12 protein-coding genes are annotated in these 14357 nt (G+C 60.5%); 7 read left to right on the forward strand and 5 right to left on the reverse strand.

Going from position 1 to position 14357, the window contains the following annotated elements; translation table 11 throughout:
• Nucleotides 1-6: 6 nt before the first annotated feature.
• From PAF17_RS05175 to PAF17_RS05195, 5 genes are all read left to right on the forward strand, one after another.
• Nucleotides 7-978: a hypothetical protein gene (locus PAF17_RS05175; RefSeq protein ID WP_271888027.1), complete on the forward strand. Its 972-nt coding sequence runs from the start codon at nucleotides 7-9 to the stop codon at nucleotides 976-978.
• Complete coding sequence (locus tag PAF17_RS05180) at nucleotides 975-3497, forward strand: hypothetical protein (RefSeq protein WP_271888028.1); 2523 nt, start codon at nucleotides 975-977, stop codon at nucleotides 3495-3497. Before PAF17_RS05175 ends, PAF17_RS05180 begins: the two co-directional genes overlap by 4 nt.
• Entirely contained in the window at nucleotides 3494-4339 is an 846-nt protein-coding gene (locus PAF17_RS05185) for a glycosyltransferase (RefSeq protein WP_271888029.1), read from the forward strand. The genes PAF17_RS05180 and PAF17_RS05185 overlap by 4 nt, the downstream gene beginning before the upstream one ends.
• 88 nt (nucleotides 4340-4427) lie before the next feature.
• Entirely contained in the window at nucleotides 4428-5639 is a 1212-nt protein-coding gene (locus PAF17_RS05190) for a glycosyltransferase family 4 protein (protein ID WP_271888198.1), read from the forward strand.
• Nucleotides 5636-6976 carry an oligosaccharide flippase family protein gene (locus tag PAF17_RS05195; protein WP_271888030.1) on the forward strand — a complete coding sequence of 447 codons (1341 nt, stop codon included), beginning with the start codon at nucleotides 5636-5638 and terminating at the stop codon, nucleotides 6974-6976. Before PAF17_RS05190 ends, PAF17_RS05195 begins: the two co-directional genes overlap by 4 nt.
• Nucleotides 6977-6992: 16 nt before the next feature.
• On the opposite strand, the gene PAF17_RS05200 is transcribed toward PAF17_RS05195, so the two are convergent.
• Together PAF17_RS05200 and PAF17_RS05205 are read right to left on the reverse strand one after the other, a co-directional pair.
• On the reverse strand, nucleotides 6993-8135 hold the full coding sequence (locus tag PAF17_RS05200) for a Hint domain-containing protein (RefSeq protein ID WP_271888031.1): 1143 nt from the start codon (nucleotides 8133-8135) through the stop codon (nucleotides 6993-6995).
• A 136-nt stretch (nucleotides 8136-8271) separates the two neighbouring features.
• Nucleotides 8272-9267: a GlxA family transcriptional regulator gene (locus PAF17_RS05205; protein WP_271888032.1), complete on the reverse strand. Its 996-nt coding sequence runs from the start codon at nucleotides 9265-9267 to the stop codon at nucleotides 8272-8274.
• A 172-nt stretch (nucleotides 9268-9439) separates the two neighbouring features.
• Between PAF17_RS05205 and PAF17_RS05210 the strand changes: the two genes are divergently transcribed.
• Entirely contained in the window at nucleotides 9440-10846 is a 1407-nt protein-coding gene (locus PAF17_RS05210; RefSeq protein ID WP_271888033.1) for a class II 3-deoxy-7-phosphoheptulonate synthase, read from the forward strand.
• Between the two features lie 83 nt (nucleotides 10847-10929).
• Here the strand turns inward: PAF17_RS05210 and PAF17_RS05215 are convergent, their stop codons facing one another.
• From PAF17_RS05215 to ssb, 3 genes are all read right to left on the reverse strand, one after another.
• The gene (locus tag PAF17_RS05215; RefSeq protein ID WP_271888034.1) at nucleotides 10930-11811 is read right to left on the reverse strand and encodes a lysophospholipid acyltransferase family protein; all 882 of its coding nucleotides are present in this window, start codon (nucleotides 11809-11811) and stop codon (nucleotides 10930-10932) included.
• Nucleotides 11808-12683 (reverse strand): DMT family transporter, encoded by an 876-nt coding sequence (locus PAF17_RS05220; protein ID WP_271888035.1) that lies wholly within the window; start codon nucleotides 12681-12683, stop codon nucleotides 11808-11810. The genes PAF17_RS05215 and PAF17_RS05220 overlap by 4 nt, the downstream gene beginning before the upstream one ends.
• A 209-nt stretch (nucleotides 12684-12892) precedes the next feature.
• A complete protein-coding gene (gene ssb, locus PAF17_RS05225; protein ID WP_271888036.1) occupies nucleotides 12893-13405 on the reverse strand; it encodes a single-stranded DNA-binding protein in 513 nt (170 codons plus the stop codon).
• A 289-nt stretch (nucleotides 13406-13694) separates the two neighbouring features.
• On the opposite strand from ssb, the gene PAF17_RS05230 reads away from it, so the two are divergent.
• Nucleotides 13695-14318 carry a lytic transglycosylase domain-containing protein gene (locus PAF17_RS05230; protein WP_271888037.1) on the forward strand — a complete coding sequence of 208 codons (624 nt, stop codon included), beginning with the start codon at nucleotides 13695-13697 and terminating at the stop codon, nucleotides 14316-14318.
• Nucleotides 14319-14357 lie beyond the last annotated feature (39 nt).

Consider the following 14357-nt stretch of genomic DNA (forward strand, 5'->3'; position numbering starts at 1 on the left):
AGGTTGATGAACCGGCGGTTTAGCCTGATAGGCGGAATTGCAGCAATTGGTGTCATGATGGCCGGTGCCGGTCTTGTTTGGCGCCGGCGCAAATCGGAAGGCCCGACACCGCTGCCGAAGATGCAGTCCGACGCCTTTGATGTGGCACATGTTCCGTTGCCGCCCCCGGCTGACGGCCTGAACGTCTATTTTCTGGGCCACAGCCTGATCGGGCGGGATATGCCGGCCATGTTGGCGCAGTTAGCGCCAGAAGGGCATGGATATGCGTCGCAATTGGGCTGGGGTGCCACCTTGCGGTCTCATTGGATGGGACCGGATGAAGTTGCCGGATTTGCGCAGGAAAACGCGCATCCCGCCCATCGTCCGGTGCAAGAGGCTATCGAAAGCGGTGAATATGACGCCGTGGTCCTGACCGAAATGGTCGAGCTGCGTCACGCGATACGTTGGCATGGCAGCAGCCAATACCTTGCCCGGTGGGCGCGGCGGGTTCATCAGGTTCGGCCCGAAACGCGTTTGTATCTGTATGAAACCTGGCATCAGCTTGACGATGAAGCCGGCTGGCTTGAACGCATCGACCAGGACAGCGATGCGCTTTGGAAAGAAGAGCTGATCCGCCGGGCCATGGGGGCGGAGGATGTGGGTGTCATCTATCGTATCGCGGGTGGGCCGGTGCTTGCGGCTGTGGCGCGCGCGGCCGAACGCGGTGAACTGCCCGGCGTCGAGCGGCGTGAAGATCTGTTTGCAATCGCGCCAGACGGTTCGCAGGATCAGATTCATCTGTCGGATCTGGGCAATTACGTGATTGCGCTGGTCCATTATGCTGTCTTGTATCATCGCGACCCGACAGGTCTGGCGACAAATGTGTTGCGTGCCGATGGCAGCGCGGCCGAAGCGTTCACACCCGAAGCGGCTGCACGGGTGCAGGCCCTTGTATGGGACGTTGTGGCCCGTGATCCGCTAAGTGGTCTGCGCCCATGATCGGATACGCACTGCTGACCGACATTCTGTTTATCGGGCTGGGCCTTTTCGCGCCCGAACTGCCCCAGATGGTCGAAGCAGCAGGGCGTATGTCGGGGGCCACAACGACCCGTGTCGAGGCGCGTCTGGCGCCGCATGGCCCGTTGAAGTTTCACTGGCTGAATGCAGCGGCCGGGCCGGGGCCTGACCCGCGTGCATTGTTGACATCCGGGCGGTTCGACCACGTTCTGATGACAGAAACATTGCCGCTGATCGACAATCTCGACCGGCATGACAGCATTGAATACGCAATCAGATTTCGCAACCTTGCCCTGCGCAACAACCCGAACGCCCAAACCTATCTGTATGAAAGCTGGCCCGAACTGCAATCGGACAGACATGGTGATTGGCGCCGGGGTGTGGCCGCCGGCGGCGTGTTCTGGCGGGCAGTGGTCAAGGCGGTCAATGAACAACCCTTTGCGGGTTCGGCTGCCCCGCCGATGCGCCTGATCCCGATGGCGCAGGGCTTGCTGGAACTGGATGACGCCATCAGGGCGGGTCGTGTTCCGGGGCTGGATGCACTGGAACAGGTTTTTCTGGATGGTCATCATCTGAATGGTCGCGGGTCCTATTTTGCGGCCATGCTGCTTCATGCCGCGCTGAGCGATGAGGATCCGACCGGCTTGCCGGTCTGGCTGGGACGAAATCGACCTGCAACGCTGGACGAAGCCATTACCACGCCAATGGCCGAGGCCATGCAACAGATCGCTCGACGCGTCATCCGCGACCAGAATGAACCTATTGCGGGATTGGCGGCGGCGATGCGCCGGGCCGATGCGGTGGTTCGCGAAACCCGGTCAGAGCGTCGAACGCAAAACCTCTGGCAGGATCCGGACGCTTCCTATCTGACCGGCGTTGAACGATCGGGCGTGGCGTTCAACCTGTCGGAAATCAACGATTGGTCTGCCGAGCAACCCTTTCTGGATATCTTCAAGACCGCGCGCCCCTGGGTCGGGCATCTGCCCGGGCAATGGGGCGGGTTCGATGCACCCGAGCTGCGCGCCGCAGGCTATCTGGATGAAGACGGTTGGCCCTTGCGTATGCCGTCCGAGGTTACACATATCTCGACCATGATCCTGTCCGGTCTTGATGCGGGCATGATTTCGATGGCTGGCCGGTATGAACTGCGCTATCGCGGCGATGGACGTATCGAACTTGACGGGCAGGCAAGGAACGTGACCTATCGGCCCGGACATATCACGTTTGACTATGCGCCGGGGCAGGGCACGGTCCTGATACATTTGCGTGCCATCAATCCAAATGATCCAATTCACGATATCAGCGTGGTCCGGCAGGATCGCATCGCGCTGGCCGATGCGGGGCGTCTGTTCAATCCCGACTTTCTGGCACGATTGCGTGGCGCGGAAATGCTGCGCTTCATGAACTGGATGCGGACAAACAATTCCAAGATGTCGCTGGCTGAAGATCTGCCCGAACAAGAGGATTATGTCTGGAGCACGCCACGTGGCGTCCCCCCCGAGGTCATGGTCGCCCTGGCAAATGAACTTGACCTGGATCCGTGGTTCACATTGCCGCATCTGGCCGATGACGAGCTGGTGCATGAATATGCCCGCAGGGTGCGCGACAATCTGGAACCCGGACGGCGGGCATGGATCGAATTTTCCAACGAGATCTGGAACGGGTCCTTCGAACAGAACCGATGGGCCGAGCGCAAGGCAGCCGATGAATGGGGCGTCGAAGGTGCCGCCATGCAATATGGTGCATGGCGCGCGGCGCAGGTTGCCGACATCTGGAACGCGGAATTCGCGCCATCCTCGGCTGGGCGTCTTGTCCGCGTGGTTGGCACCTTTACCGGTTGGACAGGGGCCGAGGATGACATGTTGATGGCGCCGGCCTGGAAACAGTTCGACCCAGACAGCTGGCAGCCATTGGCCCGACGTTTCGATGCCTATGCGATTACCGGTTACTTTTACGCCAATCTGGAAGATCCCAACCGTTATGCCTTGTTGGAGTCAACGCTAGAGGCAAGTCGGGCCGAGGCCAGGCGCAGGGGCGCCGCACAGAGCCTGACCGGAGACGAGTTAGAGGCATTTGTCGAAGATCACCGTTTTGACCTGGCCATTCGTCGTGTCGTGACCGAACTGCGCGCGGGATCGCTGAGTGGGGAACCGCAAGGCAGCGTTGAATGGGTGATTGATGAATTGTTTCGCCATCATGGCAGGGCGGCGCGCAAATACGGGTTGGATCTGGTCATGTATGAAGGGGGCAGCCATGTCGTGGCTTCGGGTGCTTTGGCCGATGATGAGGAACTGACCAGCTTTCTGGTCGCATTGAATTATGCCCCGGGCATGGGCGATCTGTATCGCCGCCTCATGCGCGGTTGGGAAAGGTTTAGCGATCAGCCTTTCAATTTCTATACTGCGTTTGGTGGCCCAAGCCGGTATGGCAGTTGGGGTGTGTTGCGGTATCTGGACGATGACAATCCGCGTTGGCGCGCAATCTCACAGGAGCGGGAATGACCGATGATCTGGCGCTAAGCGTCATTCTGCCGGCCAGCAACGAAGAGGCATGGCTGGGCGATTGCCTGGCAGCCTTGTTCGCAAGTGACCCGGTTCCGGGCGGCGCAGAGGCAATTGTCGTTGCGAATGGCTGCCACGACAGGACCGCCGATGTCGCACGGCAAGCCGAGGGACTGGCGCGTGACGCGGGTTGGTCGCTGACCGTCTGTGAACGCGCCGAGGGCGGCAAGATCGGGGCGCTGAATGCTGGCGATGCCATGGCCCGGGGTGCGGTGCGTGCCTATCTGGATGCGGATGTGGTGGTCAGCCCCGCGCTGATGGCTCATCTGTGCGGGGTTCTGCGCCGTGCCGATGGCCCCGCCTATGGCAGTGGCACCGCCGTCATTCCGCGCCCCCGCACATGGGTGACCCGCGCTTATGCACGGTTCTGGCAAACCCTGCCATTCGCGTGTAGCGAAGCGCCGGGATACGGATTGTTCGCGGTCAATCCGGCCGGGCGCGCACGCTGGGGGGAATTTCCCGACATCATCTCGGATGACACATTCGTGCGGTTGCAATTTTCCCCGTCAGAACGGCTGGGCGTGTCCCCGACCTATCGCTGGCCGATGATCGAGGGGTGGTCCGATCTTGTTCGCGTTCGCCGCAGGCAGGATGCCGGGGTGGCCGAAATCAACCGGCGCTGGCCTCAGATCATGGCAAATGAAGGCAAGCGGCCGATGGGGGCGACTGGCCTGTTGCGCCGGGCGGTGGCCGACCCGCTTGGGTTTCTGGTCTATGCCTCTGTTTCCGCAGCGGTGCGCATTGATCGCCAGAAATCGGGCGAATGGACACGAGGCAGATGAAGGTGATCGGGTGGTGCCCGGCTGATTGTTGCGGGATAGCGGTATTTGGTCAGGAAGCCGGCTCGGTGCAGATGATATGAGGAAGATGTTGCGTATTGGTTATTTGTTGAACACCTATCCCCAACCCAGCGTGACCTTTGTGCGTCGCGAGATCAGGGCCTTGGAACAGCAGGGAATTTCTGTTCACCGTTTTGCAATGCGAAGCGATCGCGATGCCCTGGTCGATCCGACGGATCTCAAGGAATATGACAGGACCGAGCTGATCCTGAAACATGGCGGCTTGGCCCTGGGCCTGAATGCGCTGGCATATGGGCTGCGTCATCCGCGCCGTTTTGCGAAGGCTGCCGGAATGGCTTGGCGGATGGGAGCGCGTGCGGGCCGCGCACGCCTGCGCCACCTGATATATCTGGTCGAGGCGGCCTGTCTGGCGCGGCGCGTGGCAGAGTTGGAAATTGATCATGTGCATGCGCATTTCGGCACCAATCCGGCGGCGGTCGCGCTGTTGATGCATCAGCTGAGCGGTGCGGGCTACAGCTTTACCGTTCATGGCCCCGAAGAATTTGACAGCCCGGTCGCGCTGGCCCTGAAGGAAAAGGTTGCACATGCGCGCTTTGCGGTGGCGATTTCGTCACATGGGCGCAGTCAGCTGTATCGATGGGCCGAGTATCGGGATTGGCCAAAGATAGATATCGTCCATTGCGGCATTGATCCGGATCTGTTCACCGGGAAGGTGGCGTTACCGGTCAAGGACGAACTGCGGCTGGTCAATATCGGGCGCTTTGCCGAACAAAAGGGGCAGCTGCTCTTGCCCGAAGCGGTTGCGATCGCCCGGGCCGCGGGGGCAAAAGTCCATGTCACCCTGGTGGGCGATGGCGAAATGCGGCCCCAGATCGAGGCTGCCATTGACCGGTTTGACGTTTCTGATGCGTTCACCCTGACCGGATGGCTTGATGAAAAAGGTGTGCGCGATGCCTTGGCCGATGCGCATGCACTGGTGTTGCCAAGCTTTGCCGAAGGGTTGCCCATGGTGGTCATGGAGGCCATGGCCGCAGGTCGGGCAGTGATCGCGACCTATATTGCAGGTAATCCCGAGCTGGTGCTGGATGGCGTCAATGGTTGGCTGGTGCCTGCAGGGGACCCCCATGCACTTGCCCATGCAATGATTACCGCGCACCAGACCGAAGCGGCGGTCCTTGCCGCGATGGGTGATGCTGGTCGCGGCCGTGTGTTGGCGCGCCATGACATCAATCAAGAGGCCGGCAAGCTGGCCCGTCTATTTCAGAAAGCAATCGCCCAATGAAACCGCTGAAAAGCTATCTTTCCGGTCAGAGCATTACCCAGCGCGTTCTGCGTGGCTCGGCGATTTCGGGCGTGGGCTATTTTCTGGGGCAGGGGATCCGACTGGCCAGCAACCTGATCCTGACACGCCTCTTGTTTCCGGATGCTTTCGGCCTGATGGCCTTGGTGACCATGTTCGTGCTGGGTGTCGTCATGATGACGGATGTCGGGCTGACGCCATCGATCATGCAAAGCAAGCGCGGTGACGATCCAAAGTTTCTGAATACCGCCTGGTCGGTCAAGATGCTTCTGCATAGCTTTTATTTTGTTATCATCTGCCTGCTGGCCTGGCCCGCGGCGCAGTTCTATGATGCGCCGCAACTGGTCCAGTTGATGCCTGCCGTCGGGCTGAGCTTGTTGATTGGCGGGTTGGTATCGCCCAATATCGAACATGCGACGCGACATATCCGGTTGGGCAGGGTGACGATGATCGATCTGACCAGCCAGGCGGCTTCGGTGGCCGCGATGGTCATATTCGCTTTGCTGACGCGTTCGATCTGGGCCCTTGTCTTTGGTCAGTTTGTCGCCGCCGGGGTCAAGGCGTTGCTGACACGCTATTACCTCAAGGGGCCGACAACGCATTTTGCATGGGACCGGTCCGCGGTACACGAGCTGATCCATTTCGGGAAATGGATCACGCTCAGTTCGGCCTGCGGCTTTATCCTGTCTCAGGGGGATAAGGCCGTTCTCGGGAAATATCTCAGCCTGGAACAGTTGGGGGTCTATAATATCGGCTTCTTCCTGGCATCCTTTCCGATGGCCCTTGCGGAAAACATCACCGGGCGCACCATCATTCCGGTGTATCGCGACAGCCCACCATATGAATCGCCCCAGAACTTCCGCACCGTGCGCAGAATGCGCATGGGGCTTTCTGCGGTGGTCATGGCGATGATTGCGGTCATGGTGCTGTGTGGCCCGTTCATTATCAACCTGCTCTATGATTCCCGCTATGCCGGGGCGGGGCCGATTGTGGCATTGATTGCTTGCGCGCAAATCCCCGTGGTGCTGGGCATGACCTATCCGCAGGCGGCATTGGCGGCGGGGGATTCCCGCAGCCCGTCGCTGCTGACCATGCTGCGCGCCGGAGTGCAGATTGCCGCGTTTCTTACAGGTGCCGAAATGGGCGGGCTGACAGGGGCGATTGTCGGGCAGATGTTGGCGGGATGGGTGTTGCACCTGTTCATCATCCGCCTCGCGGTTCGGCATCGGGTCTGGGATCCGCTGCATGACGCGATCTTCGCCGGGATCGGCCTGCTATTGACCTTTGGCGGTCTGTCCCACCTGTTTATGGGGGGCTAGCGGGGCTGCCCCCGATCTAGGTTGCGGCAATCAGCCGCTTGCCGTTCTTTTTGTGGCGTTCGGCAAGCTTGCGCCCCGTCCGGCCCGATGCCAGCGGCCGCGCCGGTGTCGGGGAAAAGCTTTTGTCGCGCAACTCGGGGAATAGCGAAAGGATCTCTCGTCTGGCGGCGGCTGACACCGATTTCAGCGCGGTCGCGCCTGTATACAGGCTTTCGGTCCACGCGCCTTCGGACAGCACGATCTCGTGAGACTGAAACAGGATATGCCAATAGGTGACGCTTTGCGCATTCCGCATCAGCTCGATCCCGGGCAGGCCAACCAGATGCTTGGCGGCAACCAGCACCTCCGGGGCGCCGAACATGCGCGCCGCGATCCGAGAGCGAACCAGCACGCGATGTTGGGGCGACACAATCAGATCGGCCTGCGGGGTGCCGTCGCCCAAGGCATCCTTGGCAATGCGAATGGGCCGCAATTGGGGGCGCATGTCGAGTTGCCGCGCGTCAAGTCGGGTGTTCCCGATCCAGCGGATCGCCTGAAACCCCTTGTCCCGGGTCAGCACCAGATCGCCGACGGCAAGCTTTTCGATGGGGCGGGTGCCTTGGGTGGTAACGATTCCAGTGCCTGATACGAAACATGTCACTGAAGATGGCGGATAGTCCAGGCTGTCATCGGCTGTGCCGATCGGATTGATGCTGACAAAGCGATATTGATTTTCCAGCGAGAATTCCGGATAGCTTACGTCGCCGGTATCGGGATCGACATTCTCGACCGGGAACAAGAGGACGGAATACTTTTCGCCAAGTTCTGAATCCGATGTCGATGCGGTGAAATCGCGCGGAAAAACCGCCTGGAACCGATTGCCGTCGGCGTCGACAATGTAAGAGCCGATGAAATTGGACAGTTGCGTTCCGGCCGGAATCGTTTCCTCGGCCGCGCCGTAACCGAAGGTCGTGTCGTGCACCAGTGTTTGTTGGGTTTCTTCCGGGGTGTAATAGCTGGATTCGAACTCGGGGTCATCATCGGCAATCGTGATCGTGGTCAGCTGGCCATCGGGGAACGTGATTGGCGACGAGGTGCCGGACCATGGCGCGTAACGGGCGGTGCCGGTGCCGGTCGGGATAATCTGACTTAGCGTCAGCATGGTTACCTGATAATCCATCGCCCCCTTGCCATCCGAGCTTGCGTGCCAGCCGCAGTGCAGGCCGGGGCGTGGACCCCGATTACCCGCCCGACCGCCTTCATTCATTAACCATCGAAAGTTAATGAAGCGTTAAGTGTTGTTAATCCGTGAAAATTCAGGCGCCGGGGCTGGATTGCGGCGTGTTTGACGCACCCGTACCGCGTTCACGGTAAGGCGTGCTGCCATATTGGGCACGATAGCATTTCGAAAAATGCGACGGGCTGGAAAAGCCTGATGCCAGGGCAACCTCGATGATCGACAATTCCGTTTGCATCAACAGGTTGCGTGCGCGGCCCAGACGGGTTTCCATGTAATAACGTTTGGGGCTGCGGTTGAGGTATTTGCGAAACAGTCGCTCCAGCTGCCGGGTCGACATCCCCGCGTCGGCGGCAAGTCGCGCCGGGCTGATCGGATCTTCCAGGTTTTCTTCCATTCGGGCAATTACCGCGGCCAATCTGGGATGGCGCACCCCGATCCTTGTGGGGATCGACAGGCGCTGGCTGTCCTGATTGGTTCTGATCGAAGTGTGCAGCATCTGATCGGCCACCGTCGCGGCCAGATCATCGCCGTGGCTATGTGCGATCAGATGCAGCACAAGGTCAATCGGAGAGGTTCCGCCTGCCGCCGACAAGCGGTTGCCGTCATCGACGAAGACCGACCTGAACAGATCGACATCGGGATAGGCCTCGGAGAAGCCGTCATGAAATTCCCAATGGATCGTGGCCTTGCGCCCGTCCAGCAGTCCCGCGGCCGCGATCACCCACGAACCGGTGCAGATCGCGCCGATCATGGCCCCGCCGCGGGCCTGTTTGCGCAGCCAGTTCAGCACCGGCTTGGTGGCCTCGCGACCGATTTCCGTGCCGCCACAGACAATGACGACATCGTCGCGCGACAACGTTATGTTCGGGTCAAGACCCGCATCCAGCACGACACAGGTGCCGTTCGAGCATCTTGCGATATCGCCAGATGCGCCGACAAGGCGCCATTCATAAAGGGTCGCGCCCGCTGCCCGGTTGGCCAGCCGTAGCGGTTCCAGCGTTGCGGCAAAGGGCAGCATCGTGAAACGATCCAGCAACAAGAAGGTAAATCGGCGCGGTCTTTCGGATGGCATTCGGCTATCTCACGGCGACAGGTGTTCGAGCCAGTCAACAGGGATTTTCGTGACAGGCAAGAGGAGATTTCGGCAAATGCCTTGCCTTGCCGGTTTTCATGGGCGGTCGGGTCTTTCCCTGACGGTCGCAAAGGACTATATCGATGCGACCATTTTTCAAGGAGCGCGTATCATGACGCAGGATAACCGCAAGACCGCCACCCAAAGCTGGGACAAGGCCGGCTGGCGCAACTATCCTCGGGTGCAGATGCCGGAATATACCGATCCCGCCGCACTTGCGGCGGTCGAGGCACAGTTGCGCCAGTACCCGCCCCTGGTATTTGCCGGCGAAGCCCGCCGTCTGCGCAATGAACTGGCCGAGGTGGCGGCCGGGCGGCGTTTTCTGCTGCAAGGGGGCGATTGCGCCGAAAGCTTCAATGAATTCAGCGCCGACAATATCCGCGATACCTTCAAGGTCATCCTGCAGATGGCCGTGGTCCTGACCTGGGGGGCGCAGCTGCCCGTGGTCAAGGTGGGCCGTATGGCGGGCCAGTTCGCCAAGCCGCGCAGCGCCCCGACGGAAACCGTGGATGGGGTCGAGCTGCCCAGCTATCGCGGGGATATCATCAATGGCTTCGATTTCACGGCTGACGCCCGGACCCCCGATCCCAAGCGTATGCTGGCGGCCTATACGCAGGCGGCTGCATCGCTGAATCTGCTGCGCGCGTTCTCGACCGGCGGTTTTGCCGATATGCAGCGTGTCCAGAGCTGGATCGCCGATTTTGTCGGCGGATCGGAGGCCGCGAAATATCGCGATATTGCCGATCACATTCGTGACGCGATGGCCTTCATGCAGGCGGCGGGCGTAAATTCGGAAACCGCACATCAGCTGTCGAAGGTGGATTTCTACACCAGCCACGAAGCGTTGTTGCTGGAATACGAAGAGGCGCTGGCCCGCATCGATACCACGACCGACACACCGGTTGCGGGGTCGGGGCACATGATCTGGATCGGCGATCGCACCCGTCAGCCCGATGGCGCACATGTCGAGTTCTGCCGCGGCGTCCAGAACCCGATCGGTCTGAAATGTGGTCCGACGACCACGGCTGATGATCTGAAGGTTCTGATGGAAAAACTGAACCCCGAGAACGAGGCCGGACGCCTGACGTTGATTGCACGCTTTGGTGCCGGAAGCGTCGGTGATCACTTGCCGCGTCTCATTCAGGCGGTCCAGCAAGAGGGGGCCAATGTGGTTTGGTCCTGCGATCCGATGCACGGGAATGTCATCAAGTCATCGACCGGATACAAAACCCGCCAATTCGATTCGATCCTGCGTGAAGTCCGGGAATTCTTTGCCGTTCACAATGCAGAGGGAACGATTCCGGGCGGCGTCCATTTCGAAATGACCGGCAAGGACGTGACCGAATGCACGGGCGGTGTGCGCGCCGTGACCGATGAAGATCTGTCGGACCGGTATCATACCGCCTGCGATCCGCGCCTGAACGCAAGCCAGTCTCTGGAACTGGCGTTCCTCGTGGCCGAGGAATTGCGCGCCCGCCGCGAGGCCGCATCGCCGGCCCGTCGTGCAGAGGCCGTCTAGGCCCGGCACATGATCAATCGAAACAGCCGCCGAATTTCGGCGGCTGTTTTCGTTTCTGCTGTCGTTGGGTGTGGTCGGGCCAGTCAGCCGATCTGTTTCCAGCGCCGATGGACCCAGAACCACTGGTCCATATGCCGCCGCACCTGCATTTCCAGATCGTCATTCAGCGCCTGCATCATGTCTTTGGGTTCGCCATGTTCGATTGGGTGGCCGACCAGAACCCGGAAAGACAGACCGTCATCGCGGCGCAAGCCGTGCACGGGCAGGAGCAGGGCGTCATATCGAACCGCCAGTTCGGCAGGCGTCAGGACGGTCTTGCTGGGCAGATCGAAAAAGCGCAGCTCGGGCGCATGGCGGTCATGCTGGTCAAACCCCAGCGCCAGCCATCCGCCACCCTTCAAAAACCGCAGCATCGCAGCCAGACCGGCGCGCCCGCGCGGAAACAGGGGTTCTGAAATGGCCGAAATGGCCGGGACATAATGCTGGTTGAACGCCTCGTTGTTCATCGGGCGATACAGGGCGCCAACCGGCCAGCCCCTGGCGACCAATGCGGATCTCATGGCATCATAATTGCCGAAATGCGCACAGGCGATAATGACCGGTCGCCCCGTTTCGAAGGCCTGCTCCAACGCTGGCAGTCCGGGGCCCTCCAGCGGATCCGATGCTTCGATCCGGTCAGTGAACTCTTTTCCGGAATAGATTTCGGCGACTGATTTACCGGCATTTGCGGGCACGGCGCGTTCCAGCGCACGGATTTCGTCTTGGGTCAGATCGGGGCGGGCAAGGGCAAGATTTGCACGTATACGGCGGCGCCATCCGGCGACAGGCCCGACGACATGGCCAAAGATCCAGCCGACCGATCTGATGCGCTGTTCATATGGCAACAATTTGACGGCGGACATGATCGCCAGAAAGGCTGAACTGGCCAGCCGATCCGTCAATGGGGGCTTGTCTTCCTCACTCATCCTTGTCCCTTCGCCATACGGGCCTCTCGTGACCAGACATACAAACCGGCCCCGACGATAATGGTCGCGCCCAGAATGGTCCAGCTGTCGGGAAACTGGTCGAAAAACAGCCAGCCCCAAAGCCCGGCCCAGATCAGCCCGGTATATCCGAACGGGGCAAGGGTGCCGGCTTCGGCCAGAGAAAATGCCTTGATCAACAGAACCTGGCTGACCGTTCCAACGACACTGAGCGCCAAGAACGCCCAGAGATGTTGCAATGCGATCGGTTGCCAGATGAAAGGAACGATGCAGGACGTGGCCAGCAGACCGATATAGGCCGACCACAAGATCGATGTCGCCGTGGAATCGCTGCGCACAAGCCGGGTCAGCAACGCGCCTGCGGCATAGGTGAACGCCCCGATGACGGGCAGCAATGCGGCGGGCTGGAAAACGCCGGGACCGGGGCGGATGATGATCATCGCACCCAGAAGGGCAGCGGCGATGCCCAATACCCGCCGGATGCCGATACGTTCACCCAGGAACAGCGCCGCGCCCAATGTTATCAGCACGGGATTGGTGTCCATGATCGCCGTGGCTTCCGCCAGCCCGATGAACTGCAGTGAGGTAAAGAACAGCCCGACCGAAGCAAGCTGCGCCATCGCCCGCCAGAACTGCAAGGCGGGTTGGCGGCTGCGCAGCAGGGCAGGGATCTTACGGTGAAAGATCAGGGTGACAATCAGCGCATTGCCAAAGAAACGCGCCCAAACGACCTGAGCGACGGGATAGGTCTGTGTCAGGTATTTGGCCGATGCATCCATCAGGGTGAAGAACAGCACCGCACCGCATAACAGGACGATGCCGGCAATCTGGCCATGAGCCGGTTCCGGCGTCATGCCCGAACCTCGGCGCATAATCGCGAATGCTTGCGACAATGCGCGCATCAGATCCTTACCTTCAACTGAGTGATCTTTGGCCGGACATGCGCGCCGGCGCGCATCGCATCCGGATCGTAGCGGAGCGCGCCACACGCGGCGCGTTCCATCTGCGGAGAAATGCGCCCGTCATGACCAGATGTCGTCGGGCGCATCAGATTGCCTGGTGATCAGAACGGGATTTCGTCGTCGTAGTCGCTGCGTCCACCGGAACCACCGCCCGGTCCCCCGGATGAGGCGCCTCCGCCCGTCGGTTCATTGCGATAGCCATCATTGCCGCCGCCATAACCTCCGCCGCTATAGCTGCCGCCACCGCCACCGCCGCCTTCTCCGCGACCGTCAAGCATTTGCAGGGTGCCGTTGAAGCCGCGCAGGACAACCTCGGTCGAATAGCGGTCCTGACCGGATTGGTCTTGCCATTTGCGGGTTTCCAGCTGGCCCTCGACATAGACCTTGCTGCCCTTTTTCAGGAACCGCTCGACGACATTGACCAGGCCTTCGGACATGATTGCCACCGAATGCCATTCGGTGCGTTCGCGCCGTTCGCCGGTATTGCGGTCTTTCCATTGTTCGGATGTCGCGATCCGCAGATTGGCGACCTTGCCGCCGTTCTGGAATGACCTGATTTCCGGATCGCGGCCCAGATTGCCGATCAGAATGACCTTGTTGACGCTGCCTGCCATTGCCGAGTTCCCTGCTTCGAATTCCTTGAGCATGGGGTCTAGCCCAGCCGGGGTGCAAGCTGCAAGTCCGGGCAGTATGGTCGCGGGTCAGGAAGGCCAGTCCCGTTTCGGCGGGTTTCCGCCTATGGTGCGGGGCGGAAAGAACGTGATTTCCTGCCCGCTGGCAGGATTTCGGATTTGCTGTATAGTCTCGGCCAACGCGTCGGTCGTAATCAGGCGCGATGAACAGCCCGACGGCAAGGCATTCCTGCCTCGGGTTTTCGGCGATATAACGAATGAGGGCAGATGGATGCGGATCATTCCGAAAGCAAGAACAGCGATTGGCATTGCCTTGATGGTGGCACTGGCGACTCCGGTTGCGGCCGAAGGGCTGCGTCTGACGGGAAGCTCTTCCAAGTCGCGGGCGGATCAATTTGCCCGGCAGACGCGGCTGATGGATTCGCGGTTGGCGACACAGTATCAGCAATCGGTTCGACTGCAGCCCAATGGCGGCAATCGCAGCATCGTCGGCATTGAACTGTCCACGAATATTCCGGCCTATCGGGGCAAGAACAGCGATTATGTCCCGCATGCACGTGCGGCGGCGCGCAAATACGGCATTCCCGAGGATCTGTTCCTGCGGCTGGTGCAGCAGGAATCCGGCTGGAACCCGCGGGCGCGCTCGCACAAAGGGGCCACGGGCCTGGCGCAGCTGATGCCGGGAACTGCCGCCAAGCTGGGCGTGAATCCGCATGATCCGTTGCAGAATCTTCAGGGTGGCGCGCGCTATCTGCGCATGATGTATGATCAGTTCGGGAACTGGCGCCTTGCACTGGCGGCCTATAATGCAGGGCCGGGTGCGGTATCGAAATATAACGGGATCCCGCCCTATCGTGAGACCCGCAACTATGTTCGCATTATCGCCGGCGGCTGATCTGTGCCGGGTGGAATTGCGATGCCTGTGATCGATCCC

This window comes from Paracoccus onchidii (assembly GCF_028294535.1).
In the GTDB taxonomy this organism is placed as follows: domain Bacteria; phylum Pseudomonadota; class Alphaproteobacteria; order Rhodobacterales; family Rhodobacteraceae; genus Paracoccus; species Paracoccus onchidii.